Source organism: Candidatus Nanosynbacter sp. HMT-352 (assembly GCF_022819345.1).
Taxonomy (GTDB): Bacteria; Patescibacteriota; Saccharimonadia; order Saccharimonadales; family Saccharimonadaceae; genus Nanosynbacter.
The window spans coordinates 279,894-304,750 of sequence record NZ_CP089288.1; the positions used below are offsets into that span (position 1 = coordinate 279,894).

Here is a 24,857-nt window from a genome sequence, read left to right on the forward strand (position 1 = left end):
ATCTAATAAAAGGAGTTTTATGGTAGCGAAATCTACTGAGTCAAAAAAACCAACAAATAAGGACGTAAAAGCAGCGAAAACATCAGCTAAAAAACTAACTGCTAATAGTATTAAAACAGTCACGAAAGTTGCCGCCATCAAAGAAAAGAAAATTGTAAGTGCAGCTATAAAAGATACTCATATGGGTGGGTTTGTAAACTTTATTCGCGAGCAAGGTGTTGTTGGTTTGGCTGTAGGTTTGGCAATTGGTACTGCAGCTGGTGATACGGTTAAAAAGTTAGTGACGGCATTTATTGACCCGTTAGTGCAGTTGATCGTTGGCTCTCAACAAGGATTGCAATCAGCTTCATTTACGGTTGAAGTTGCTGGACGTAAAGGTGAGTTTTTATACGGCGCGTTCGTTAGCTCGTTAATTACGTTGATAGCCGTTGCATTTGTTGTATATGCAATCGTTCACTTCTTTAAACTCGATAAATTAGACAAGAAAAAGGACTAAACCTTAACTAATAAGTGTGCCTACTGATTCTCCGCGGGTTGCGCGGAGAATATTTCCGTCTGTAAGCAAATCACAAATTACGACTGGAATATGCTCGTCCATTGCTAGTCCAATTGCCGCCTTATCCATAACGGCAATGTTAGGATTTGTTAGGGCTTCTTGGTAAGATAAATGATCAATTTTTACGGCGTCAGGGAATTTCATAGGATCTTTATCATAAACTCCGTCGACTTTCGTTGTTTTAACCACGGCATCACACTGCATTTCCAGTGCTAGATTTAATGCCGCAGTATCAGTAGTCAGAAATGGTCGACCGGTGCCACACGCCACGATTACGATGCGGTTTTTCTTAATATGGCTAATGGCGCGTCGGAAAGTATAGTGGTCGATAAATTGATTCACTTCGACTGTGGACAATGCGCGAGTTGGCAGCCCTGCGTCATTTAATACGTCCGCCAGTGCAATGGCATTCATAAGTGTAGAAAGCATCCCGATATTATGAGCAGAAACAGGTTGGATTCCGTGACCGATGATTTGATTACCACGAACGTAATTGCCGCCACCAACCATAATTACAATTTCAGCCCCGTCGTCCAGCGCTGGCCGAATTTGTTCGGCAATCCAGCGAGCGCGTTTTGGGTCAAAGCCGCTGGCGAATTCGCCTTGAAGTTGTTCACCTGATAATTTGAGTAGGATGCGTTTTGTCATGACACTAGTGTATCATAGCGCGCTTGAAAAATAACATAAATGCAAAAGGGAGGCGGCAGTGTAATACGAATTGCGATTTGCTATACAAATATTCGTTTTTTAAGTTAGACAAACTAGACAAGAAAAAGCTAAGACGCTTACGTTTGCTATTTTACTTTCTCCTATCTACAATGTGAGTATAAAGGAGAGAGTAGTGTGAAAGATGGAGTTCGGCGGCCGGGCTATTTACGTAGATCGCAAGAACCTGGCAGTAGTCATTTATTGAGTCGAAATATTGAAAGACCCAGTCAACCGTCGTATAGTTATGGTGAACCGCCCGAACAGAGGCGACAGCGTTTAAAAGAATTGCGGGAACGGTACAGTAAACTACCGGAAACTCCTTTTGCTGACTATGATCTTGGTGACAAAAAACTACCTGCATATAAGCACAAAGCAGAGATATTAGACACATTATCGGAAAGTAAAATATCCTGGCTGTGCGGACCGACGGGTAGTGGTAAAACGACACAAACCGCTCAGTATGCACTGGAGCGGTTTGATCGTGTCGTGGTGTTGATGCCGCGGCGGGTTATCGTCGATAATGTTACTGAATATGTCGAGAAGAGTTTGCGTGAACAGCTTGGCGAACAATATCCTAATCACTTGGTGGGCAAGATTCACGGACGTGCCACTGAAGCGACGCCGGACACTAGGCTCTGTTTCATGACTCCAGCAACGTTTACGAAAAAGTTGGAACAATTTTCTAGCGACTGGCAGGACGAGAAGACGCTTATCCTGGTTGATGAAATACATGAAGCCAATTTGGAGATGGAATTTGCTACCGCTCTGGCGGCAAAATCGATAGAGAATACCGGCAAATGGCATATGGCTTTTTCTAGTGCCACGCCTGACACGGAAGCTTCTCAGGCGATGTACGAAGATATTAACGGATCAGAATTGCCAGTCGTAACCATTGAGGGTCGGCCGCATGATATTGATATTGAAGAAGATAAGGTGAATACCGTATCCGAAGCCTACCTTGAATATGGTAAGGACTCGAAAAAATCACTAATCTTTGTTGAAGGTGTGAGGAGTATTGATGAGACCATTACGTCAATCAAACGTCATACTCGCCATCAATCCGGGAAAATACGATTTTTCAAACTACATTCTGGCATATCAGAAGCTGCGCGCCGAGAGATTTTTACTGCCAAACCAGCAGAAGATGAGTCGTTTGTCATCGTTTCTACCTCGGCTGGACAGTCTGGCATCACCATCCCTGAGGTTGACTTGGTGTTGTCAAATGGACTGACGAAGAGTAAAGAAATTGGTGAAGAGGGCACGGAGGGGTTGCCACCTCGATTGTGTACTCAAGCAGAGCTGATGCAGCAGGCGGGGCGGGGCGGTCGTGATATTGATGGCGCTAAGTTTGTATTGGCTCGTCCGATATCTTACGATAAGATTTATTTGCCAGATGAGCTGAAAGGATTTTATGATATTGCGTCCCGTGAACAGCATATTCCACCGGAGATATATCACACGAATATTGTGCGCAACGTCTTGTCGGCTATCCATCTGAATGGTGATTTTGAGGATCTGAACCGATACCTGATGCATCCTGTTGCTAGTAAAAAAGTTATTCAAGAGTCGTACGATTTACTGGAAACCCTGGAAGCAATTGATGGAGAGGGGCAGATCACAAAAATTGGTGAGTTTATGGATAGTTTACCATTGTCGCCAGAACTTTCTCGGTCATTAGCAGAAATGATTAAGAATGGGGGAAGCTTACGTGAAGTGTTGGCATTATCGGCCATGGCAGCCTCCGTCTCGGGTGGTGGCTTTGCTGCCTGGCATCAACCAAAGGAATTGTTCCAGGAATTTGTCAGCCCCGATACAACAGATGACTTTTTTGCCGAATACGATGCTTTTTTGAAAACCAGAGAGATTTATGACGGCTGTCGTACTGACAATGACGTCTACCTGACTAATGGTATTGATCCCAATAAGGCGGATAATATTCACTATCAATTTAGTAAAATATGTCGGCGCCTGTCGGTTAATCCAAACGATATCGACATGGGTGAACTAAACAGCGAGGAAAAACACAATATATCGGTGGCTTTGGTGCGCGGGTTTCAGGAATTATTGTATGTCAAAACTGGTAGTCGGCGCATTGGACGAACAACGGTTAATCAATACAAGAATGTTCATACTGGCGAACGTGGTATTTCTGAGTATGAAATTAGTTCGCACAGCTTAGTGCGACGTATGGGCTCGGAGGCGTTGAAGTTGGCCCTGGCTTTACCGTGGTGGTATGATACGCGTGATGGTCGTCGATACACGCTCAACACAATTTTACCAGTAACCAAGAATCAAGTTGCTCAAGCCTTGAGTAGCAGCGCTGTGTCTGAATCTCTTGGTGATAGAGTTGCTCCTAATGGTGACTTGGTTCGTGTGACGCGGCCGAAAGTCGGCTCGCTGATACTCGGTCCAGAGCGGCAGCAAAAAATCCCCGCCATAACAGATGAGCAAATCGCGCTGATAGTGGACGCAATGAAAAACAAGGCTAATAAACAAGTAAGAGTATTGTTTGATTTACAACATCAGCGAGTTATCACCAAGGGTCAATTGCATCAGGTCCTAGACGGGTCTGCGGTAAATAGTCACAATGTCCATGAGGCGGAGGCTAAGGTTTGGGCTGAAGTGCAGAATGTGTTAACGAGCGAGCAGCAAGAAGCTTTTTATGGTCAGATAAACAGATAACGAGTGTATAATAGATAGTATGAGTAAGCCGAAAAAGATTTTATGGGTGGATTTGGAGATGACTGGACTAAATCCAGTACGTGATGAGATTTTGGAAGTGGCGGCGATTGCGACGGATTGGAATTTTAAGGAAATTGCGACGTACGAAGGAATTGTGCGCCACGATTCGGAAAAGCTGGCTAAGCTGTTAGATCGAAATGCTGGTTTTTGGAATGATCATCCGGAAGCGCGACGCGGGCTGGAGGAGCAGAATGAATCGGGCAAGCCTTTGGCGGAAATAGAACGCGAATTATTGGCGTTTTGTGATGAGCATTTTGCGGGTGAAACGAAGATTTTGTTAGCAGGCAATTCAATCCATCAGGATCGTCGATTCATTGACCAATGGTGGCCAATGTTGTCAAAAAAACTACATTATCGTGTGCTGGATGTGAGCGCATGGAAGGTGGTGTTTGAAGGTAAATACGGTAAGAAATTCGCCAAGCCAGAAGATCATCGAGCACTGGAAGACATCCGCGGCAGCATTATGGAACTTGAATATTATTTGAAAAAGGTAAAGGTATGACACATAAACAATTTGAAGAATTTATCCTAAGCTTGCCGGGCGTATGGCTGGATTATCCATTTGGCGAGGATGTTGCGGTGTATAAATTTGGTAGAGATAATGACGGTGCAGGGAAAATGGTGGCGTTGGTGACGGAAGGTTCAAAGCCGCTCAGAGTAAGCCTAAAATGCGATCCGTTGTTGGCGCAGAATTTACGAGAAAAGTACGAAACGGTTTTACCAGGCTATCACTTAAACAAGAAACATTGGAATACAATTATTTGTTCAGGTCAATTGACCGACGAAGAGGTCTTTGATCTGGCGAGGCTGAGCTATCGATTAGTCTCGGAAGCTTAATCTGCTTTAATGATTTGATTGATCTGCTTCTGAATATTCTCTAAATCGCCAGCAGTTTTTACTAGCCATTCGCGCATCTTTTTTGACTTGGTAGACTTGTACACCTTTTTCATCATGTTGATTGTATCTGTTATTTGCACATTCATCTCATGGGCATAGGTAATATCCAATTGCGTATTCAGAAGAGCTTCGTCCAATTTTTTCTCTAATTTTTCTGACGGATCTAGAGCGAGGATGTCCTTCCGTTTCTCCTTATAATTGATGCCGGTTGCTTGAAGCGCTTCGCCCATTGAGGCATCCGCAGTGGTCAGCACTGCAACCAGAGAACTATTGGTGGTTTGTAAGCTGGTTGAGCGGAACTTATTATTGTATTTTTTGGAAATGGTGAGCAGCTTATTAACGCGCGCCGCAACTTGTGACGGGTTGGCGTTTGGCATAGAATCTTGTGAAAAAACGAATATCGCGATCAGGGTTATCAAGCCGATAAAACTCAAAATAGCGATGATGATTTTGGTTTTTTTATCAAAACCTTCCGCTGGCGGAGGTGTGGCAATTTGATTCAGATAATCGATACCTTGAGGTTGGTTATTCAAATTGTCAGGATACATATTTCTATTTAACCACAAACAATAACAGAGGTAAAGAGTGATATAATAAAAATATGAATGATGCCAAAGAAGAAGTGCGGGCGCGGCTGAACATCGAGGATGTGATTGGTGAGTATGTTCAGTTGAAGCGAGCGGGGCGCAACTTGAAGGGTTTAAGTCCGTTTACCGATGAACGAACCCCAAGCTTTATGGTCAGTCCAGAAAAGCAGATTTGGCACGATTTTTCTTCTGGAAAAGGTGGCGATATTTTTACGTTTGTGATGATGGTGGAAGGAATGGATTTTCGTCAATCACTGGAACATTTGGCTCGGAAGGCGGGCGTTGATCTGACTTTGTTTTCTAATGGCGACGGACGAACGGCCAAGCGTCGCGCCAGGGCTAGGGAAGCGCTGAAGCTGGCTGCCAATTTTTATCAGCAGAATTTGGTAAAAAATTCGACAGCGTTAAATTATGTGGTTAAAAAACGGCGATTAAATCGTCAAACAATTGGTGATTTTTTGATTGGCTATGCGCCGGAGAATGGCGACACGCTGACGAAAGCATTGGAAAAAAGAGGATTTTCTAGGCAGGAATTGGCGGACGCTGGCTTGTCGAATAGGTTTGGTGGCGATTTGTTCCGCGGGCGAATGATGGTGGCGTTGAGTGACGGCAATGGCGAGGTTGTGGGATTTACGGGCAGAATTATTCGTGACGATCCGCGCGCGCCAAAATACTTGAACACGCCGCAAACGCTGTTATTCGATAAATCGCGACATATTTTTGGTTTACACCAAGCCAAAGAAGCGATTCGAAAAAGCGATGTGGCGGTGATTGTTGAGGGCAATTTGGATGTAATTAGCAGCCATCAAGCGGGCGTCAAAAACGTGGTTGCGACATCTGGAACGGCGATGACGACGCAACATTTGAAGTCGCTTAGTCGATTGGCGGGGCGGATTCGCTTGGCGTTTGATGGCGATCGAGCGGGAGTTAACGCGACGGAACGCGCTATCAATTTGGCGCAGGAAGTCGGCGTGGAATTGGAAGTCGTGAGTTTGCCTGATGGCGTCAAAGATCCAGACGAATTGATCCAAAAAGATCCAGCGCTTTGGCAAGCGGCGATTGACCAATCTCAGCCGGCGGTGGATTGGGTGATTGCTAGGTACGCGGAAATGGAGAATTTGAAGTCGGCGGAAGGCAAGCGGCGATTTTCGACCATTGCACTGAGGATTGTCCGAGGCTTGAAAGATCCGGTGGAACAAGAGCATTATCTGTCGGTAATTTCTGAAAAAACTGGCGCGTCAATTACCGCACTGAAGGCGAAATTGTCGAATGAAAAAGTCGCTGAACATCAATTGAAAAAGGCGAAAATTGAAAAAGAAAAACCGACTCCGGTTCAGGATGAAACTGAGGATATGCTGGCGGGGTTGGCGGCGAGTGAAAAATCTGTGCGGCGTTGGTTGGCGGCGGTTTCTGGCGAAATGTTGGATGATGACAACGCGCGGCAGTTGATTGGCTATTTGCGGAAGAATCCAGACGCGGATTTGGGCGAGGTTCCGCTGGACTTGCAAAAAATCGAACAGTATGTGAAAATAGTACAGTTGAAAAGTGAAAGTCGTTACGCCAATTGGGAGCAAAAAAGCTTGGACGAAGAGATGGCTCGGCTAGTCAGACAGATAACAATCAAACATCGCGAAAACAAAAAGAATCAATTATTAACGCAGCTTAGAGAGGCCGAGGCGTCGGGCGATGAGGTTTTGTCTCAGAATTTACGCCAGAGCTTAAATAATCTGATTAAGGAGAAAATGTGAGCGACGATATCACGACGAAGCCAGTAAACTTAAACGAAGATGATGATTTTGATCCAACGCTTATAGACGAAGAAGAATCGGAAGATTTGGATTCGTTGACAACTGGACAATATTTGGACGACGTGTCGGATGACTCGGTCAGGTTGTATCTGCGGGAAATCGGTAAAATTCCACTACTTAGCGCTGAAGAAGAAATGGACTTGGCGCGCCGAATTGTTGAAGGCGATAAAAAGGCCAAGGATAAGATGGCTGAGGCGAATATGCGTTTGGTGGTGTCAATTGCTAAGCGTTATTCTGGTCGTGGTTTGGACTTTTTGGATCTGATTCAAGAGGGAAATACTGGACTTTTGCGTGCGGTTGAAAAGTTTGATCCAGATAAGGGATTTAAGTTTTCGACTTATGCGACTTGGTGGATTCGTCAGGCAATTACGCGTGCGATTGCTGATCAAGCGCGAACGATTCGTATTCCAGTTCACATGGTAGAAACAATCAATAAATTGCTGCGTACTCAGCGACGAATGACTCAGGAATTGAACCGTGAGCCGACAATTGAAGAATTGTCTAAAGAGTTGGATATGGAGCCAGAGAAAATTGAATATGTCATTAAGATTAAGCAAGACATTTCTTCTTTGGACGCTGGTGTTGGTCGTGACGGTGAAGATGACGATTCAGTTTTGCAAGATTTTATCGTTGACGAAGATACGGTTTCGCCAGAAGATTCCGCTTCAAATCAATTGTTAAAAGAGCAAGTTCAGGAAATTCTATCAAGTTTGAGTGATCGCGAGCAGAAAATTGTTCGAATGCGTTTTGGTTTGGACAATGGAAAAAACCACACTTTGGAAGAAGTTGGTCAGGAGTTTGCGGTTACGCGTGAGCGAATTCGTCAGATTGAAGCTAAGGCGCTAGCGAAACTTCGCAAACACAAAGACGCGAAAAAACTTTACGAATATCTGGATTAATTAACACTGTTCGGGTGATTTACAAAAATGGACGTCGTGAGTTGCGGCGTCTATTTTTTGATGTAATTGCTCAAGGCTGCCGTCGTTAATGATGAAATAATCAGCAATAGCAATTGGTCCACCTTTTTCCAAATTCTCGATTTCTGACCAGTCGCGCTGATCAACTTCGTGCGGTTGCATTGGGCGCTCTATGCGCTTAGCCATTCGTTGATAACGGAGGTATTTCGGCGTAACAATAGCAATAACGACAACTTGTCCAGGAAATTCGTGCTTAAGGAATTTATATTCACTCCAAGTGTATAATCCGTCCAAAACGATTTTATTTTGCCCAGCGTTTATTAAATCGTGGATGTTTTTTATGACGCGTTTGATTACGAAATCTTTGCCTTCGCGGCGGCGAATCTCTTCCCGAAATTGTTGTTGATTGTCCCAAGTTTTTTCAATTCCAGCCTCATCCATGGCTTTATAAATAACGCCACCGAAGTAAATTTTTGGAAATCCTTTTTCTGTCAAATATTCGACAGCCGAACTTTTGCCGCTGCCCGCCAATCCAACCAGGGCGATAATTTTTGCGTATGGTTGTGTCATGTACTAATTTTAACAATTTGTTGACATTCTTCCAAATAGAGAGTATCTTTAAGCTACACACTATGGAAACACTTCATGGACATACTGAAGAGTTACCTCAGAATTCTCCTTCTGACCTTGATATTAAGGGTCAAGAAAATCCAGCAAATAATTATAAGATAATGGCTCAGGTTGAAGAGCTGGAATCGAAATTTGATCGTAATCTGGACGGTAGCGAGAAATGGCAGAGGCTTGTTAGCGAGCCTATCGAGGATCAATATAGGCAGCGTTGGATGATTTGGAAAAATCCTACCGCTTCGTCATCTAACCCGAAGGATCGATACCAAGTATATAAGATACCTAATGATGAAGATGAGTTCAGATATGCTTTCATAAAAGCGCTTGAGATTGATCGTTACCCTGGGCGCCACAAAACGTCTTATGAGTTTTTTGTTGGTCCTGATGACGAAGGCATAGATGAGACTATAACGATATTCTTTGATGACAATAGAGAAATTGAGTATGTCCATTGTTATAGCTTTCTGAAGGAGCGCGAGATAAGGGAGGCGAAGTACGAAAGAGCGCGGAAGAAACTTGCTGAGGCGTCAATAATCAATTCTCTGACGATAGCCGCTTAAATGCTACAATAGAAGTATGAAGCGTCTAGTGGTTATTGATGGAAAGTCGGTGTTTTACCGAGGTTATTATGCTATGCCGGGATTGTCGATGGCTGACGGAACTCCGACTGGTGGTGTGTATGGATTTGTAAGTTTGGCAATTGAGTTAATTAAGAAATTGGAGCCGGATTATGTGGCGGTAGCTTGGGATAAGCGCGGTACAAATATTCGCAAGCGGCGGGAATTGTATCCAGAATATAAAGCTGGTCGCAAGCCAGCGCCAGATGACTTTTACCAGCAAATTCCGATTTTACACGAGCTGCTCGATGCATTTGGCTGGCCGCTTTATGAAATTGATGATTACGAGGCGGACGACATTCTGGGCGCGTTTGCCAGGCAAGCGGAATCTCGCGGAATTGAAACGTGCTTGATAACGTCGGATTTGGACGCATTGCAATTGATATCACCGATGACCAAAGTTTACGCCATGAAAAATGGTTTAAGGAATATCGAGGAATTTACGGCGGAACATTTTGAAGAAAAATATGGAATTCGGACGGAACAATTCTTAGATTTGAAAGCACTAAAGGGTGATTCCAGTGATAATTTGCCGGGAGTGCCGGGAATTGGTGAGAAAACGGCGGTGAAATTATTGCAAGAATATGAAACGCTGGACGGAGTTTATGAACATCTGGACGAGCAAAAAGGCGCGTTGCGAACGAAGTTGGAAAATGGTCGTGAGTCGGCATATTTGACCAAGCAAGTGGCGGAAATTTGGACGGATGCGCCGATTGAACTGGACTGGGATGTGGCGGATGTTAATGATTGCGACTTTGCGCGAGTAACGGAAATTCTGCAGAAGTTGGAGTTTAATTCGCTGATTGGACGATTGCCGCGAACGATGCGAATGGCGGAAAATGAGAAAAAAGAAGAACCGAAGTTGGATATTCCACGAATTGAAAAATTGCCCGATATGCCAATGTTTGAGTCGGAAAATATAATATATATCGATTCGTCGGAGCCTGACGTAATTTACATAAGCTCAAATCCTGAGTCGGTGTGGACGGCGAAAATTAGCGAAATTAGTCAATCTGTGTGGCAATTACTGGCGCAGGGAACTGTGATCGCGGCGGACGTTAAGCAGTTGTATCATGCGCTGGATAATCATGGCGTGGCGGTGCGTTTTCATGAGGTTTGTGACGTTGGGCAGGCGGCGTTTTTGATTGATCCACTGAAGCGCGATCGTAGTTTGAATGCGCTGTCTGGTGATTTTTCTGATGACAATTCCGCGCCTTATCAATTGGCTCGCTTGCATAAAATTTATCGTGAACAAAAAGTTTACATGTCAAACAATTCGCAAATTGCGCGCGTGGCTTACGAGTTTGATTTTCCAGTAATTTGGGCGCTATTCCAGATGGAAAAACGCGGGATGAAGTTGGACGACACGCTATTAAAACAGATGGGCGATGAGCTGGCGGCGGAAGTTCGTGAGCTTGAACAACAAATGTATTCCATGGCTGGATATGAGTTTAACGCGTCTAGTCCAGCGCAACTTTCTGAGGTTTTGTTTACCAAATTACAATTACCAACCGTGGGCATAAAAAAGGGAAAAACTGGATATTCAACAGGTCAAAAAGAGTTGGACAAATTACGTGGACAACATCCGATTATCGAGTTGATTGAGCGATATCGAGAATTGACCAAATTGATCAGCACGTACATTGAGGCGTTACCAAAATTGATGGCGACTGATGGGCGAATTCACACTACGTTTAATCAGGATGTAACCAGCACGGGGCGGCTGAGCAGTACAAATCCGAATTTACAGAATATTCCGGTGCGGACTGAACTGGGTAGGAAAATTCGCCAGGCGTTTGTTCCGAGTGATGGTAAAGTTTTTGTCGGCGCGGATTATTCACAATTTGAATTGAGGCTGGCGGCTGTGCTGGCGGGTGACGAGAAGTTGATTGAAGACTTTAATAGCGATGTTGATATTCACGCAAAAACGGCGGCGGAAACATACGGAATGTCGATTGACGAAGTAAGCAAATCTCAGCGTCGAGCAGCGAAAGTGATCAATTTTGGTGTACTTTACGGAATGAGCCCGCACGGTTTGGCGGCGGCTACGGGAATGTCATTTACAGAGGCGAAAAAGTTTATTGATCATTATTTTGAGGTGCGAAAGCCGATTCGTCAGTACTTGGATAAAATTCTAACTCAAGCGCGAGAACAGGGATTTGTTGAAACGTATTTCGGCAGGCGACGACCAACGCCTGATGTAAAATCGAGCAATTTTATGGTTCGGTCTTCGGCGGAAAGAGCTGCGATGAATATGCCAATTCAAGGCACGGAAGCGGATTTGATGAAATTGGCGATGATTCGGCTGGAGGATAAATTGTCAGGTTTGGCTGACGCGATTTTACAGGTTCATGATTCGATTTTGGTGGAATGCAAACCTGAAGACGTCCAGAAAGTCAGCGAGATTATGAAAGCGGAAATGGAAGGCGTTTGTCCGGAATTGCCGATTAAATTGAAAGTAGATGTCGGTACGGGCGTAAATTGGGGTGAAGTATAGAAAATATGGTATAATTATGCCATGAAATACACTCAACGACGAAATTCATTTTCTCGATTTGTACCAATTTTGCTGGTTATTGTTATCACGGTTGTGGCGGTAGCAGCGGTTATTGCGATTGGTCGAGCATTATTTGGCAAAAACGATTCAGGTCAAACAACGGATCAGAATGTTAACGTAGGGCAAGTTGCTTTGTTGTCGACGGACGCGGGAAGCGCGGTTCGATTGACAGTACGCGGACCAATTGTAGCGAATGAGAATTTCCGCTCATATAGCATCACTATTTCGCCAGAATCTCGCGAAATGACGACGTACGAGGGATATTTAGATAAGCCGATTGCAGAGAAAAAATTGGACAATAACAGCAAGGCTTATACGGAGCTGGTTTATGCGCTCGATAAGCGAAAAATGATGGAAGGTACGCCGCTGACTGAGCAGCAAAACGATTTGCGCGGGATTTGTGCTAGCGGTAAAATTTACAAATTCGAAACTTTGAAGGATAATTCCGTTGTGAAGAGTTTGTGGACGTCGGATTGTAGCGGCTCTAAGGGCTCAGCACAAGCTAATGTAAACGAGATTTTGGATATGTTTTTGAAGCAAATTCCTGACGGTAAGAAAATGGCGGCTGGAATTGGACTAAGTCAAGAAGAAGCTTTGTTTAAGCTGTAGGACTCGCCGAATGCCCGAGCTACCCGAAGTTGAGACAGTTCGTCGCGGTTTGGCGGATTTATTACCAGGTCAGGCTGTTGTACGAGCTACGGTATTTGATTCGCCAAAAAGCTTTCCGAATTCGCCAATTGACGTTCAGCAATTTTTATATGGTGCGCATGTAACGGCGGTGCGACGTCGCGCAAAAGTGCTGATGATTGATCTTGATACGCGTTATTCGCTGGTGATACATCTTAAGATGACTGGGCAATTAATTTTTCGTGGGGCTAATAGTTTTGCTGGTGGTCATCCGAATGATAGTTTGATCGGTGAATTGCCTGATAAGTCGACACGAGTGCAAATTGATTTTACGGATGGTTCACACTTATTTTTCAATGATCAGCGTAAGTTTGGCTGGATGAAATTGATGCCGACCGATGAGATAGGAAATTTGCCGTTTATGCAGAAAGTTGGTCCGGAACCACTCGATAAAAAAACCGAGGCAGGTGATTTTATTAAACGAATTCGCCGTCGGCAAAATTCGATGATAAAGCCAGCGTTTCTTGATCAGTCGGTGATCGCTGGGGTTGGTAATATTTATGCCGATGAAGCTCTGTGGGCTGCGAAAATTCACCCCCAAACGCGAGTTAAAAACGTTAGCGATAAACAATTAGAAAAACTATTTCATGAACTGCGTCAGATTCTACAATTGAGCATTGATCAGGGCGGCTCGACGGATAAAAATTATGTTGACGCTGAAGGCAGGAAAGGGAATTATCTGTCGTTTGCGCATGTATTTCGTCGGGAAGGTCAGCCGTGCCATCGACATCCTGATCAAGATATTGTAAAGATGAGGGTTTCTGGACGCGGTACGCATATTTGTCCAGTTTGCCAAGTGGAGGCGAAGTGATTTACCTTTTTTACGGCGAAAACGAATTCGAGAAACGGCGGGCAATTGCTAAGCTGATCGGCGATGAAAAAGTGGCGCGACATGATGGCGAAGATTTGACGCTGGCTGGAACGCAGGAAATAGCAATTGGGCAGACGCTGTTTATGAACTCGTCGGTGTATTTGATTTCAAAACTAGGCGAAAATTCTGAGATTTGGTCGCAACTTCCAGATATGAAGTTTGACGATGACAGGACGATTATTCTGGTGGAAGATAAAATTGATAAGCGAACGAAAACGTATAAGTGGCTGCAGAAAAATGCCAAAGTTCAGGAATTTTCACCGCTTAGTGATCGTCAAAAACCGCAGCTTTTAAAGTGGTGCGTAGCGGAGGCGAAGGTTCGCGAGTGTGAGTTAACGAATCGTCAAGCAGAGATAATTATTGATCGTTTGGGATTTGATCAGTTGCGACTAAGCAATTTTTTGGATCAATTGGCGCTGGCGGAGAAGGTGACGGATGATTTAATTGACAACTTCATACCTCTGGCGAGGACGGAGAATATGTTTGATTTGTTTGTTTCGGCGCTGGCGGGTGATTATGGTAGAGTTCACGATATAATTAGCTATTTGGAGTCGGAAAGTGGCGTTGATGGCGCTTATCAGACAATGGGGTTGCTCGCCTCGCAGGCAACTAACTTGACGGCGTTAGTTTTGGCTGGCGGCGACAGTAAGTCGGTGGCTTCGGATTTTTCGGCTAATCCGTATGTTTTACGAAAATTGGCGTCTTCAGCAAAAGGTGTCGATAAGAAAAAACTGAAAAGGATAAATGACGCACTACTTCGGGCGGACTTGCAAATGAAAACAACTTCTGTAAATCCGTGGCTGCTTGTGGAGGCGGCGCTGGTTGGAATTGGAAAATAAAAATACCCCAGTTAATTCCGGGGTATTTTCTAGTAATCTTTACAGATTATTTTTCAGATTTCTTAACAGCTGGCTTCTTTGCTGGAGCTTTTTTAGTAGCAGTTTTCTTAGCTGTTGCTGGCTTTGCAGCTGGTTTTTTAGCAGCTTCTAATGTAACACCTGCTTTTTTAGCAATTTTGCTTAATGCGCTCTTTCGGCGAGCAGCAGTGTTTTTCTTAATCAAGCCTTTTTTAACGGCGGTGTCGATTTCGCTTTGTGCTGCAGCAAGAGTTTTTGCACTTGGTTCTGCAGAGAAAGCTTTAACAGCAGTCTTAATGTCTTTTTTAATGCTGATGTTTCGCTCGCGGCGCTTTAAGGTTTGTTTAGCACGCTTGATGGCGGATTTGATGATTGGCATGTTTCTCCTTTACCTCTATAGATTTGTATCGCTAATCAGGAAGAATTATACAGAAAATAGCATAAATTGTAAAGAGGCGGCTTAGATATTGACTTTATGGTACTGCTTATGGTATAGTGATGCCAAGCGTAATTACAAAAAACAAACATAGGAAAAATCATGTCAAACGGATCAGCAAAGCAAAAAGTAATCCAGAGCATCAAGGATGTAACTAATATTTTAGTGACGGTGAGTTCTAGCCCGTCGGTCGACGAATTGTCGGCAGCATTAGGATTGACGATTTTCCTCAATAAACTAGGGAAGCACGCTACGGCTGTGTTTAGCGGCGACATTCCGCCAGCAATTACGTTTTTGAATCCTGATAAGACGTTTGAGCAGACCGCAGATTCTTTACGTGATTTTATTATTGCCTTGGATAAAGAGAAGGCTGACCATTTGCGCTATAAAGTTGTTGACGACGCCGTAAAGATTTTCATTACGCCATATCGTACGACGATTACCGATAAAGACTTGGAATTTTCACAGGGCGATTATAACGTTGAGCTAGTTCTGGCGCTAAATGTTGAAAATAGTGAAAGTATTGATACGGCTTTGACTGCGCACGGTAAGATTTTGCACGATGCTACGGTTGTGGCTATAACAGCGGGCGACGTAAAGAGTGGTCTTGGTTCTGTTGATTGGCACGAATCTAACGCGAGTGGTGTGAGTGAAATGGTTGTTGAGCTTCTTGATGATCTGAAGACGCCGAAGGTGACTTTGGATGAGCAGATGGCGACGGCTTTGCTTACGGGAATTGTTGCAGTGACTGACCGATTTAGTAATGGAAATACGTCATCAAAGGTTATGACTACGGCCGCAGAACTTATGGCAGCTGGCGCAAATCAGCAATTGGTGGTTTCAAAGATTGCAGAGGGCGAAGTAGAGGATACGCCGCAGAAGATTGAAAAGACCGAAGAAAAATCTCCAGAAAAAGAAGAAGCTTCAGAGGATAAAACTGAAGAAGTAGAGAAAGATGAGGAAACTGTACACGCGGACGGAACTTTGTCGATTAGCCACGAAAAGAAGGGCGATGTTGATGAAGTGGCTGAACAAACAGCAAAGGAAAAGCAAGAAGAGTCTGCTAGGATTGCTGAAGAGAAATTGGCTAAAATTGAGCCAATAAAAGAGGAGCCGCAAGCCGAGGAAGAAAAGCCTAGTGAAAAAATAGTTTCAAAGGGCGAACTTTCTTTTGAGGAAACTCCACTGATGGGTGGCACTCTGAACGCAACGACTACACAGGCTGCCGAGGATAAGATTAGGGAATTGGCTAGCGATCAAAATAAAACCATTTTAACGCACGGTAAATACGTGGGCGATAACACGCCGTCGTTTGGCAATACTCCGTTAAATGCGGCTATGGGCGCGTCTGATGAACCACCAAAGATTGATCCGTTCGCGACAACTAACGCTGCTGAGCAAAAATTGTCGACGATACCTGTTGCGCCTCAATCTGAAGAGTCAATTATTTCGGCAATTACTAACGACACAAATCAATTAAATAATCTAGTAGCGCCAGCTCCGAGTCAGCCGATTGCGCCAATTGAGCCAGCAATAACAAATCCTGAAAATAACATACCAGGCTTTGATTTGCCGATGCCGCCAGCAATGCCGGATTTCGGTGCCTTGCCGCCGATGCCGCCAGCGCCTACGGGTGTTGATGTAAATGGCTTGCCACAGATTGCACCGCTAGGGGTGGCTCCTGAGCCAGTAGCCGCTCCGCAAGCTCCAGCGCCTGCGCCGATCACCGCGATGCCAACTCAGCCAGCTCAAAACGCAGACTTCAATCCAGCGCAATTCCACATCCCAGGACAATAGTTGATGGACGAAGTGATTCTCATAGACAAACCTCAGGGAATGACTAGCTTTGGGGTGGTAGCGCGCTTGCGACGAGTTTTATCTAATCAGGCGGGAAAGAAAGTGAAGGTTGGTCACACGGGTACGCTTGATCCGTTTGCTACTGGGCTAATGATTATTGTGACTGGTAAAAAATGTCGAGAAGCTGAAGCGTTCACTAAACTGGATAAATGGTACGAGGCGGAAATTATTCTGGGCAAGAATAGTTCGACGGGCGACCCAGAAGGCGAAATTACTGATGTGTCTGATTATGAGCCGAGTTTGGAAGAAGTTCGGAAAGTGATTAGTCAATTTGTAGGAAAAATTGAGCAGACGCCGCCGATTTTTAGCGCAATAAAAATTAACGGTGAAAGAGCGTATAAATTGGCGCGTAAAGGTAAACAAGTTGAGATTCCTAAGCGTGTGATAGAAATTTACTCGTTGGAACTATTGGCATACGAATATCCCAAATTAAAGATCAGAACTCACGTTTCAAGCGGAACTTATATTCGAACGTTAGCGGTAGATATTGGCGAGAAACTAGGGACGAGTGCGTATTGTGAGAATTTGCGTCGTACGAAAATTGCTGACTATTCTATTGACGCAGCAAAGACTCTGGCGGACTTTGGAATTACTAGCTAATTGCAAAAAACAGAGAAGCTTGGTATAATTACAGAGCTATGATTAGCAAAGAAAATAAAGCGAAAGCAATTGCTTTGACTCAGGTCAATAAAAACGACGTCGGTAGCCCACAAGCTCAGGTGTCAGTTTTGACGGCTCGTATCAAAGAAGTCACGGAGCATTTGAAGGCGAATAAGCACGACTTCATGGCTCGTCGCGGCTTGATCCAAATGGTTGGTAAGCGCAAGCGTTTGCTGAAATATTTGGAGCGAACTGATTTTGAGAGTTACAAAGCAGTTGTTGCCAAATTAGGTTTGCGTAAATAATTTACGTTAAAAACTGCTTAAATCCCCTTTGACGAAAAGGGGATTTTTGTTGTTCTGGCTATTTTTTCAATTTGGCGATAATCACATCTCGTCCGTCGTTTGCGCCGCCCAAGGTGCAGGAATAAAGAGTTAATTGCGGCTGATCTGTGCGTTGTTCAATTTCCACGGCGTCTGGTTTAACGCTTTGTTTTTCGCTGATGACGTAATTGTAACGCACGCCGTTATAGTCAATGATAATTTCATCGCCGACAGTCAATTTATTGATATTATAAAAAGGTGATTTTCTGAGCGTCTGCTGAGGAGTTAATCCCATAATAAAACGGTGCGCAGATAAGACAAAATTGCCGCCATCTTTTGGGTTGCCGTTTTCTGGTTTACGCCACCACGCACCATGTTCCATTGTCTCGGCGCCGCCAGTGCTATAAGGCAAATTTATGTCGATTTTCGGTATATAAAGTCGATTTTCGGTAATTTTATTCTCAGTTTTAGTGATGAGATGAGTGGTGTGGTTGTCTTTTGGATTGATGTTTTGCGACAAAATAAGGGGCGTGCCGATGAGAGCAAGCAAGTAAACTCCGCCAAGAATCATCAAGATTGCGATTATAGTTAAGATATAGCTTTTCCAGCTTTTCTGGCGATTTTTTACTGAATCTAGCTGAAGTGACATAAATAAATTATAGCACACTCGTCTGTTAATAAGGTTATGTTAAGTGCGCTCGCGGCTGGCGTTTGGGCTGAGGTTTTAGTATAATGTAAGGAGCAATTTGTAACGCGGAAGTGATAGAGATGAGACGACTAAATTGCCAAGTAATTTCATCCCTGTTACTACCGCAAGAAAGGAGCTCTTTATGAGTATTATCAATCCAAGCGGCAAGGAGATTTTTAGTGTTACCACTGATTTTTGTGGTCGGCCGCTGACTTTAGAAGTGAATCGCGTCGGTTTTAGGACGACTGGTAGCGTTTTGGTGCGCTATGGCGACACTGTAGTTTTGGGTAGCGCTCAAGTTAGTCCGCGTCCAGTGCAATTGGATTATTTTCCATTGTCAATTGATTATGAAGAAAAATTTTATGCAGCGGGTAAGATTTCTGGCAGCCGATTTATTAAGCGCGAAGGTCGCCCAAGCGATGAAGCTGTGCTGATTGGTCGATTGATTGATCGTCCGATTCGTCCGCTTTTCCCGAAAGGTTATCGACAGGAAATTCAAGTCGTCGCGACTGTTTTGAGTATGGATCCGAGTTTCCGTCCAGATGTGATTGCGATGATTGCTGCGTCTAGTGCGTTAATGTTAACTGGTACGCCGTTTGATGGTCCAGTGGCTGGTTTGCGCGTGGGTCGAGTCAATGGCGAATTTAAGGCGTTCTTGACTCCGGAAGAGCGCGAAAAGTCGGATCTTGATTTGGTTGTGGCTGGTATTGAAAGCGGTATAACAATGGTCGAGGCTGGTGCTAAAGAAGTTTCGGAAGATGTTATTGTTGATGCGATGACATGGGCTCACCAGATGATGCAGCCAGCGATTGCCCTGCAACGCGAACTGGCGGAAAAAGTTGCGCCAGCACAGCAGGAATACGATTTAATTTTGCCAGACGAATCAATTCAGCAGACAGTTAACGCGTGGACTGATGGGAAATTTGGTGAGAAAATCCGTCGCCCGTATCCAGAGCGCAATGAAATGATTAGCGAAATTCGCGCTGAGTTCCATGAGGCGATGGCGGAAAAATTGGGACTGGACGAGGAAGAATATAGCGAAGTTCGTAGCGATTACGATGAAGCGTTCACTTTGGCTTTACATAAAGATGTTCGCCGGGGAATTGTTACCGAACGAGTTCGTCCTGATGGTCGACAATTGACCGAGGTTCGTCCGCTCAGTTCGGAAGTTGGATTCTTGCCGCGCGCTCACGGTTCCAGCTTGTTTACGCGTGGCGTGACTCAAGGAATGAATATTGTGACTTTGGCGCCGCTTAGTTATTCGCAATTGATTGACACTATGGAAATTACCGACGGTGAGCGACGTTATATGCATCATTACAATGCGCCGGGCTATACGGTTGGTGAGGTCAAGCGAATGGGCAGTCCAGGTCGACGTGAAATTGGTCACGGATACTTGGCGGAACGTGCTTTGCTTCCAGTTTTGCCAACTGAAGAGGATTTCCCATACGCTATTCGTTCGGTGACAGAAATTATGAGCCAGAACGGCTCCACTTCAATGGCGGCGACTTGTTCTAGCTGCTTGGCGTTGATGGATGCTGGCGTGCCAATTTCGGCTCCAGTGAGTGGAATTGCGATGGGATTGATGATGGATGGCGATACTCCGTATGTGTTGAGCGATATCGCTGATGCTGAGGACTTTGCTGGTGATATGGACTTTAAGGTAACTGGAACTTCAAAGGGTATTACAGCTCTTCAAATGGACATGAAGGTTCATGGACTGCCGGTGGCGATTTTGCGTCAGGCAATTGAGCAGAGTAAGGCGGGGCGTGCGCACATTTTGGAACATATGCTTAGTGTGCTTCCAGGGCCTCGTGAGTCGCTCAGTCCGTATGCACCACGAATTGAGAAGATTAAGATTGATCCGGATAAGATTGGCGTGATTATTGGTAAGGGCGGTGAGACGATCAATAAGATTACTTCGGAAACTGGCGCTGAGATTGATATTAAGGAAGATGGTTTGATTACCGTGGCCAGCCCAGACGGCGCGTCGATTGAAAAGGCTATGAACTGGATTAAGAGTCTGGTTGAGGAGCCAGAAGTCGGCAAGATTTACGAAGGTAAAGTTGTTGGCATTAAAGATTTTGGCGCGTTTGTGAATATACTTCCTGGTGTTGACGGAATGGTTCATATTTCGAAATTGGCAGAACATCGAGTTGAAAAAGTGACTGATGTCGTGAAAGAAGGGCAAACTGTTCGCGTGAAAATTACTGGAATTGACGAGCGCGGTAAGATTAATTTGACGATGATTGGTTTATAAATATATAATAGCGAAAGCGTAATTTTAGGAGGAAAATTTATGGACAATAGTAATAACAACAAACCGCAAACACCGCCTCAGCCACAATTCCAGCAGGCTCCACAGCAGCCTCAGGCTCAGCAGCCTCAACCACAACAACCAGTCATGGGAGCTCCATACCAAATGCCACCAAAAAAGAAAATGAGTAAAGGTGCTTTATGGGGAATTATCGGCGGAATAATTGGACTAGTCGTAATTATCGTTGGTGTAGTCCTGGCTGTCTTACTGCTAAGTGGTCCAAGTAAGGCGGATTATAAAGCTGCTGGAGAAAAGTTAAACGAGACAATTGAGATATACAATAAGGCGGCTTCGTCGCTTTCGTACATCTCCACTTCAGAAACTGAGACTTCATTGAAATCCAATCGTGATAAGCTCGCTAAAACAAAGAGCGAAGTTAACGACAGGTTGGCTGAGATAGGTAAAATGAAGGCCATTACAGGCGACAAAGAGGTTCGTGAAAAGTATGAGGCTCTGAAGAACAAACTAGAAAAGTTCAATACAGCCGTGGATGCCTTTGAAGAAGTATACGAGAAGATTATGCCAGTGATAATTGAATTTTCTGACGGTAGGAACAGCTCTAACTTTTCTAGCGTAGAAAGCACGATTAGGAAGGCTCGACAGAATCTTAAGAATGTTGATGCTAAGAATGAAACTAATAAAAAGTTTATTAGAGATTTTACTGCCAAGCTAGAAAAAATCGAAAAGATGCTGCCGAAGGTCGCGGAGATGAAGACTGACTATAAAAAGTATAATTCCAACTATATGAGTGAATTTTATGACAGTCTTACCGCGATTCAGAAGCCTATTAATGAATGGACATCAGGAATACAGAAGTTGGCAGAAGAGGGCGAAATTCGCGATGAATTAAATGACCTAGGAACTATACTGGCAGACAAGGTAAATAAATAGTTCTGCTAAATATCATAAGCGCCTCGTTTTTTGCGGGGCGTTTTTGATAGAATAAATATATGGACAAGCAGACTAAATTGGACGCGTTGGCGGAAGAAATTGTAAAAGAGAAGGTTTGCTCGGATTTGGCTGATCAGGCGACGCAGCTTGTTATGGGCGATGGAAATCCTGATGCTGGTATCGTTTTTATTGGTGAAGCGCCGGGGAAGAATGAAGATCTGCAGGGCAAGCCGTTTGTCGGTGCTGCGGGAAAATTCCTTGATGAGATGCTAAAGTCTGCCAATTTACAGCGGTCAGATGTATATATTACCAATATTGTTAAGTATCGACCGCCGAATAATCGCGACCCATTGCCAGAGGAGAAGCGTCAATTTTGGCCATATTTACTCAGGCAATTAGAAATCATTCAGCCAAAGGCTATTCTGACCTTAGGGCGGCACAGCGGCGGCGGATTTATTCCGGGATTGCAGATCAGTAAAGAACACGGTCGTCCACGTAAAGTGCGTCTGCACGAGCTTGAATTCGTAGTGATTCCGTTATATCATCCAGCCGCTGCGCTTTATAACGGCGGTATGCGTCAGACTTTAATTGACGATTTTATTCAGGCTGTGGAATTTGTGAAGAATAATAGCGGCGCTTAATTAGACTATTTTCTTGCAAAAGTTTCTCAGACGTAGTATAGTGGATAGTCGATATCTATTATATCTAAGTCGAGAAAGGATTTGTATGAGATTATCGGGAGCTGTTGAACAAGCGTGTTGCATTATGGCAATTCTGGCGGATCCGAAAAGGACGACGCCGGTAACTAATGATGCGCTGGCGGAAAAGATGCTGGTTTCGCCGACGTACTTGAAGAAAATTAGTCGGAAATTGGTAATAGCAAAGCTAATCACTTCAACTCAGGGAGCTGGCGGCGGATTTATTTTAGCGAGAAAAATGAACGAAGTTACGTTGCATGATGTTGTCCTTGCAATTGAAGGAGAGTCGCCATTTTTTCAGCCTCAGGGAATTATTGAGAGAGTTTTTCAATCGCGTCCTCGTCAGGTGGAAATTGGCATGAATATGATAGAAAAGGTTTTTTCTGAAGCGCAGGAAAAGTGGAGTGAATATTTGAAAACTGTGACGCTGGAAGATGTCACAAAGGAGGTTACACATGATTAAAAATAAGATGTTACGAGCCGAGTGGAAGCATTTGTTTAATAATAAAATATTGCTGATATCCATGGCTGTGATTTCGTTTATCCCGATTTTGTATAGTGGATTTTTCCTAGGCTCAATTTGGGATCCGTACGGACAAACAAAAAACTTACCGGTGGCGTTCGTGAACGAAGATAAGGGCGCTAGCTTAAACGGTAAAGTGCTGAATGTCGGCGAATCCGTCGAGAAAAAACTGAAAGATAATCACGATTTGGGTTGGGAGTTTGTCAGTAAACAACAAGCAGACGAAGGCGTGAATAGCGGGCATTTTTATGCAGTAGTAACTATTCCGTCCGACTTTTCGCAGAAAGCGGCGTCAATTACCGAATCTGAACCTCAGCAGGCGGTTATTAATTTTACGACCACGCCAGCGAAAAACTATATCGGTTCGCTAGTCAGCAATCAAGCTGCCGCCAAGGTTAAATCTTCGGTGTCTGAACAAATCACTCAGGCGTACGCTAAGGGAATTTTGGAGAATTTGGACAAGCTTGGAATAGGGCTGGATGCGGCAGCTAACGGCGCGTCAACTTTGCACGACGGATTAGGGCGATTGCAATCTGGCACACAAACATACGTTGGCGGCGTTAAGCAATTAGCGGTAAATCAGCAATCCTTGACTGGCGGACTGGCGCAACTCAGCGACGGTTCTCGTAAATTGCAGGCGGGGTTGGGGCAATTGTCGAACAATTTGCCGACCGAATCTCAATTGTCACAATTATCTGACGGCATGAAACAATTGCAATCGGGCATAAATCAGTTAAACGCCAGCGTGAGTAACCCATCGCCAGCGCTCGTGGCGCTGAAAAATAAGGTAGAAACGACCGCGCAAACTTTGGTGCAAACAATGAAAGATTCGGAGTCCGACTTGTCGGCGGCGGGCGATACTTTGCGGACTTTGGGCGCGCAAGCAGCCGCTTCTGGCAGTGAATCTACGACGATAAGTTTGTCGCAAATTAGCAATATTTCTCGAGCATTCACAGAAACTCAGACAATTATTGAGCAGACGACAACGCTACTTAAAGATCTTCGAGTGCTAACTCAACAATTATCGGCGCAACAAACGCAACTTCGGGCTGGAGTTTCTACATTGAATAAAGGCGTGAATCAATTGGCACCAAACGCGATCACCGCATTTAACGGCTATAACAGCGTGCGATTCGCAAATAATCAATTGCTGGCGGGCTCGGCAAGCTTAGCAAACGGCTTAAGCGAAGCAAAATCGGGCAGCCAAAAATTGGCGAATGGCGCGAGTTTGTTAGAAAGTCGCTCGGGCGCGTTAATTGACGGAACTTCGCAACTGGCAAGCGGCGCGGATACGCTGGCGAATAAATTGGCGGATGCTTCTAATCGCATAAAAATTCAACCAACTGGCGCTACGACTCAGCAGCAAATTGCAAATCCAGTGAAGTCGGAAATGACCGAAAAGGGCAATGTTCCAAACTATGGATACGCTTTGTCGCCGTATGTTTTGTCGCTAAGTTTGTTCGTTGGAGCACTCGTTCTGAACGTTATTTATCCGATCCGCAAAACTTTTTCCGAGCAAGAAAGTGCGATTCGTTGGTGGCTATCTAAAGCTTCGGTGGCTGGCGTGGCAGCCTTTATGCAAGCAACAATTTTGATGTTGGTGATGGTGTTTTTCTTAGGGCTAACTCCAGAGCATCCAGCGCATTTCATCGGGGCAATTTATCTGACGTCGTTTGCATATATGTCGATTGTGTCGCTTTTGGTGATTGTTTTGGACAATCCAGGGCGGTTCCTAGCGATGGTTCTTTTGGTGCTCCAATTGGGATCCAGTGAAGGAACATTCCCAATCCAAACTGCCAACGGATTCTTCCAAGCAATTAATCCGCTAGTGCCGATGACTTACTCGATTCGTGCATTGCGCCAGGCTATTTCGGGCGGGCTAGATAACGCATTTTACGGCGGCAGTATGTGGGTTTTGGCTGGATTCTTGTTGGTGGCTAATTTATTGACAATCGGCTTCTTCGCCTATCGTGGCAAGCGTAAATTCGCACACACGTCGGTGGATGGCGACGATTAATTTACCTCTGTTATAAAACATTGTTCTTTGACAAAATATGAGCGGTTTGCTAATATAAGAGTACTAACTAGAGGAA

The 24,857-nt window shown here is 44.5% G+C and carries 24 protein-coding genes; 19 read left to right on the plus strand and 5 right to left on the minus strand.

All coding sequences use genetic code 11. The features are described from left to right. The first annotated feature begins 19 nt into the window (after window positions 1-19). Entirely contained in the window at window positions 20-496 is a 477-nt protein-coding gene (locus LRM46_RS01540) for an MscL family protein (protein WP_243813302.1), read from the plus strand. Between the two features lie 3 nt (window positions 497-499). Here the strand turns inward: LRM46_RS01540 and pyrH are convergent, their stop codons facing one another. Beyond that, complete coding sequence (pyrH, locus tag LRM46_RS01545) at window positions 500-1,204, minus strand: UMP kinase (protein ID WP_129634563.1); 705 nt, start codon at window positions 1,202-1,204, stop codon at window positions 500-502. A 195-nt stretch (window positions 1,205-1,399) separates the two neighbouring features. Between pyrH and LRM46_RS01550 the strand changes: the two genes are divergently transcribed. The 3 genes from LRM46_RS01550 to LRM46_RS01560 are packed head-to-tail and all read left to right on the plus strand — an operon-like array spanning window position 1,400 to window position 4,843. Then, complete coding sequence (locus LRM46_RS01550) at window positions 1,400-3,946, plus strand: helicase-related protein (protein ID WP_243813303.1); 2,547 nt, start codon at window positions 1,400-1,402, stop codon at window positions 3,944-3,946. Window positions 3,947-3,965: 19 nt separating this feature from the next. Then, window positions 3,966-4,508: an oligoribonuclease gene (gene orn, locus LRM46_RS01555; protein WP_129637277.1), complete on the plus strand. Its 543-nt coding sequence runs from the start codon at window positions 3,966-3,968 to the stop codon at window positions 4,506-4,508. Then, complete coding sequence (locus tag LRM46_RS01560) at window positions 4,505-4,843, plus strand: MmcQ/YjbR family DNA-binding protein (RefSeq protein ID WP_129635327.1); 339 nt, start codon at window positions 4,505-4,507, stop codon at window positions 4,841-4,843. Before orn ends, LRM46_RS01560 begins: the two co-directional genes overlap by 4 nt. On the opposite strand, the gene LRM46_RS01565 is transcribed toward LRM46_RS01560, so the two are convergent. Next, window positions 4,840-5,451: a hypothetical protein gene (locus LRM46_RS01565; protein ID WP_243813304.1), complete on the minus strand. Its 612-nt coding sequence runs from the start codon at window positions 5,449-5,451 to the stop codon at window positions 4,840-4,842. The two genes, LRM46_RS01560 and LRM46_RS01565, sit on opposite strands and share 4 nt — an antisense overlap. Before the next feature lie 53 nt (window positions 5,452-5,504). On the opposite strand from LRM46_RS01565, the gene dnaG reads away from it, so the two are divergent. Further along, entirely contained in the window at window positions 5,505-7,238 is a 1,734-nt protein-coding gene (dnaG, locus tag LRM46_RS01570; RefSeq protein WP_243813305.1) for a DNA primase, read from the plus strand. Between the two features lie 8 nt (window positions 7,239-7,246). Next, window positions 7,247-8,197 (plus strand): RNA polymerase sigma factor RpoD, encoded by a 951-nt coding sequence (rpoD, locus tag LRM46_RS01575; protein WP_376787544.1) that lies wholly within the window; start codon window positions 7,247-7,249, stop codon window positions 8,195-8,197. On the opposite strand, the gene LRM46_RS01580 is transcribed toward rpoD, so the two are convergent. Continuing rightward, window positions 8,198-8,785 carry an AAA family ATPase gene (locus LRM46_RS01580; protein ID WP_243813306.1) on the minus strand — a complete coding sequence of 196 codons (588 nt, stop codon included), beginning with the start codon at window positions 8,783-8,785 and terminating at the stop codon, window positions 8,198-8,200. A gap of 62 nt (window positions 8,786-8,847) precedes the next feature. On the opposite strand from LRM46_RS01580, the gene LRM46_RS01585 reads away from it, so the two are divergent. From LRM46_RS01585 to holA, 5 genes are read left to right on the plus strand one after another with little or no spacing between them, the layout of a single operon-like run. After that, window positions 8,848-9,402, plus strand: coding sequence for a hypothetical protein (locus LRM46_RS01585; RefSeq protein ID WP_129744937.1), 555 nt, complete (start codon window positions 8,848-8,850; stop codon window positions 9,400-9,402). Window positions 9,403-9,418: 16 nt separating this feature from the next. Continuing rightward, entirely contained in the window at window positions 9,419-11,956 is a 2,538-nt protein-coding gene (gene polA / locus LRM46_RS01590; protein ID WP_243813307.1) for a DNA polymerase I, read from the plus strand. Between the two features lie 21 nt (window positions 11,957-11,977). Beyond that, a complete protein-coding gene (locus LRM46_RS01595) occupies window positions 11,978-12,625 on the plus strand; it encodes a hypothetical protein (RefSeq protein WP_243813308.1) in 648 nt (215 codons plus the stop codon). A 10-nt stretch (window positions 12,626-12,635) separates the two neighbouring features. Next, window positions 12,636-13,514 carry a bifunctional DNA-formamidopyrimidine glycosylase/DNA-(apurinic or apyrimidinic site) lyase gene (mutM, locus tag LRM46_RS01600; protein WP_243813309.1) on the plus strand — a complete coding sequence of 293 codons (879 nt, stop codon included), beginning with the start codon at window positions 12,636-12,638 and terminating at the stop codon, window positions 13,512-13,514. Beyond that, entirely contained in the window at window positions 13,511-14,413 is a 903-nt protein-coding gene (holA, locus tag LRM46_RS01605; RefSeq protein WP_243813310.1) for a DNA polymerase III subunit delta, read from the plus strand. The genes mutM and holA overlap by 4 nt, the downstream gene beginning before the upstream one ends. A gap of 46 nt (window positions 14,414-14,459) precedes the next feature. Here the strand turns inward: holA and rpsT are convergent, their stop codons facing one another. Continuing rightward, a complete protein-coding gene (gene rpsT, locus LRM46_RS01610) occupies window positions 14,460-14,810 on the minus strand; it encodes a 30S ribosomal protein S20 (RefSeq protein WP_253073718.1) in 351 nt (116 codons plus the stop codon). A gap of 159 nt (window positions 14,811-14,969) precedes the next feature. Here rpsT and LRM46_RS01615 point away from each other — a divergent pair, with 159 nt between their 5' ends. From LRM46_RS01615 to rpsO, 3 genes are read left to right on the plus strand one after another with little or no spacing between them, the layout of a single operon-like run. Continuing rightward, window positions 14,970-16,664: a hypothetical protein gene (locus LRM46_RS01615; RefSeq protein ID WP_243813311.1), complete on the plus strand. Its 1,695-nt coding sequence runs from the start codon at window positions 14,970-14,972 to the stop codon at window positions 16,662-16,664. A gap of 3 nt (window positions 16,665-16,667) precedes the next feature. Next, a complete protein-coding gene (gene truB / locus LRM46_RS01620; protein WP_243813312.1) occupies window positions 16,668-17,324 on the plus strand; it encodes a tRNA pseudouridine(55) synthase TruB in 657 nt (218 codons plus the stop codon). A 38-nt stretch (window positions 17,325-17,362) separates the two neighbouring features. After that, the gene (gene rpsO, locus LRM46_RS01625; RefSeq protein WP_129632131.1) at window positions 17,363-17,629 is read left to right on the plus strand and encodes a 30S ribosomal protein S15; all 267 of its coding nucleotides are present in this window, start codon (window positions 17,363-17,365) and stop codon (window positions 17,627-17,629) included. A 58-nt stretch (window positions 17,630-17,687) separates the two neighbouring features. Here the strand turns inward: rpsO and LRM46_RS01630 are convergent, their stop codons facing one another. Beyond that, window positions 17,688-18,296: a sortase gene (locus LRM46_RS01630; RefSeq protein ID WP_243813313.1), complete on the minus strand. Its 609-nt coding sequence runs from the start codon at window positions 18,294-18,296 to the stop codon at window positions 17,688-17,690. Between the two features lie 181 nt (window positions 18,297-18,477). On the opposite strand from LRM46_RS01630, the gene pnp reads away from it, so the two are divergent. The 5 genes from pnp (at window position 18,478) to LRM46_RS01655 (ending at window position 24,781) form a co-directional block, all read left to right on the plus strand. Next, entirely contained in the window at window positions 18,478-20,595 is a 2,118-nt protein-coding gene (gene pnp, locus LRM46_RS01635; RefSeq protein WP_243813314.1) for a polyribonucleotide nucleotidyltransferase, read from the plus strand. Between the two features lie 39 nt (window positions 20,596-20,634). Further along, entirely contained in the window at window positions 20,635-21,543 is a 909-nt protein-coding gene (locus tag LRM46_RS01640) for a hypothetical protein (protein ID WP_243813315.1), read from the plus strand. 59 nt (window positions 21,544-21,602) lie between these two features. After that, a complete protein-coding gene (locus tag LRM46_RS01645; protein WP_243813316.1) occupies window positions 21,603-22,184 on the plus strand; it encodes a uracil-DNA glycosylase in 582 nt (193 codons plus the stop codon). Between the two features lie 85 nt (window positions 22,185-22,269). Beyond that, complete coding sequence (locus LRM46_RS01650) at window positions 22,270-22,704, plus strand: RrF2 family transcriptional regulator (RefSeq protein ID WP_129745542.1); 435 nt, start codon at window positions 22,270-22,272, stop codon at window positions 22,702-22,704. Then, window positions 22,697-24,781, plus strand: coding sequence for a YhgE/Pip family protein (locus LRM46_RS01655; RefSeq protein WP_243813317.1), 2,085 nt, complete (start codon window positions 22,697-22,699; stop codon window positions 24,779-24,781). The genes LRM46_RS01650 and LRM46_RS01655 overlap by 8 nt, the downstream gene beginning before the upstream one ends. The last annotated feature ends 76 nt before the right edge of the window (window positions 24,782-24,857 follow it).

What these genes read in the sequence shown, in the direction of transcription:
- LRM46_RS01540 (WP_243813302.1), top strand. Translation starts at nt 20, where the DNA reads ATGGTAGCGAAATCTACTGAGTCAAAAAAACCAACAAATAAGGACGTA.
- truB (WP_243813312.1), top strand. Translation starts at nt 16,668, where the DNA reads ATGGACGAAGTGATTCTCATAGACAAACCTCAGGGAATGACTAGCTTT.
- rpsO (WP_129632131.1), top strand. Translation starts at nt 17,363, where the DNA reads ATGATTAGCAAAGAAAATAAAGCGAAAGCAATTGCTTTGACTCAGGTC.
- orn (WP_129637277.1), top strand. Translation starts at nt 3,966, where the DNA reads ATGAGTAAGCCGAAAAAGATTTTATGGGTGGATTTGGAGATGACTGGA.
- LRM46_RS01565 (WP_243813304.1), bottom strand. Translation starts at nt 5,451, where the DNA reads ATGTATCCTGACAATTTGAATAACCAACCTCAAGGTATCGATTATCTG.
- LRM46_RS01655 (WP_243813317.1), top strand. Translation starts at nt 22,697, where the DNA reads ATGATTAAAAATAAGATGTTACGAGCCGAGTGGAAGCATTTGTTTAAT.
- LRM46_RS01645 (WP_243813316.1), top strand. Translation starts at nt 21,603, where the DNA reads ATGGACAAGCAGACTAAATTGGACGCGTTGGCGGAAGAAATTGTAAAA.
- LRM46_RS01630 (WP_243813313.1), bottom strand. Translation starts at nt 18,296, where the DNA reads ATGTCACTTCAGCTAGATTCAGTAAAAAATCGCCAGAAAAGCTGGAAA.
- LRM46_RS01640 (WP_243813315.1), top strand. Translation starts at nt 20,635, where the DNA reads ATGGACAATAGTAATAACAACAAACCGCAAACACCGCCTCAGCCACAA.
- mutM (WP_243813309.1), top strand. Translation starts at nt 12,636, where the DNA reads ATGCCCGAGCTACCCGAAGTTGAGACAGTTCGTCGCGGTTTGGCGGAT.
- LRM46_RS01595 (WP_243813308.1), top strand. Translation starts at nt 11,978, where the DNA reads ATGAAATACACTCAACGACGAAATTCATTTTCTCGATTTGTACCAATT.
- LRM46_RS01580 (WP_243813306.1), bottom strand. Translation starts at nt 8,785, where the DNA reads ATGACACAACCATACGCAAAAATTATCGCCCTGGTTGGATTGGCGGGC.
- LRM46_RS01615 (WP_243813311.1), top strand. Translation starts at nt 14,970, where the DNA reads ATGTCAAACGGATCAGCAAAGCAAAAAGTAATCCAGAGCATCAAGGAT.
- pyrH (WP_129634563.1), bottom strand. Translation starts at nt 1,204, where the DNA reads ATGACAAAACGCATCCTACTCAAATTATCAGGTGAACAACTTCAAGGC.
- polA (WP_243813307.1), top strand. Translation starts at nt 9,419, where the DNA reads ATGAAGCGTCTAGTGGTTATTGATGGAAAGTCGGTGTTTTACCGAGGT.
- rpsT (WP_253073718.1), bottom strand. Translation starts at nt 14,810, where the DNA reads ATGCCAATCATCAAATCCGCCATCAAGCGTGCTAAACAAACCTTAAAG.
- pnp (WP_243813314.1), top strand. Translation starts at nt 18,478, where the DNA reads ATGAGTATTATCAATCCAAGCGGCAAGGAGATTTTTAGTGTTACCACT.
- dnaG (WP_243813305.1), top strand. Translation starts at nt 5,505, where the DNA reads ATGAATGATGCCAAAGAAGAAGTGCGGGCGCGGCTGAACATCGAGGAT.
- LRM46_RS01650 (WP_129745542.1), top strand. Translation starts at nt 22,270, where the DNA reads ATGAGATTATCGGGAGCTGTTGAACAAGCGTGTTGCATTATGGCAATT.
- LRM46_RS01560 (WP_129635327.1), top strand. Translation starts at nt 4,505, where the DNA reads ATGACACATAAACAATTTGAAGAATTTATCCTAAGCTTGCCGGGCGTA.
- LRM46_RS01585 (WP_129744937.1), top strand. Translation starts at nt 8,848, where the DNA reads ATGGAAACACTTCATGGACATACTGAAGAGTTACCTCAGAATTCTCCT.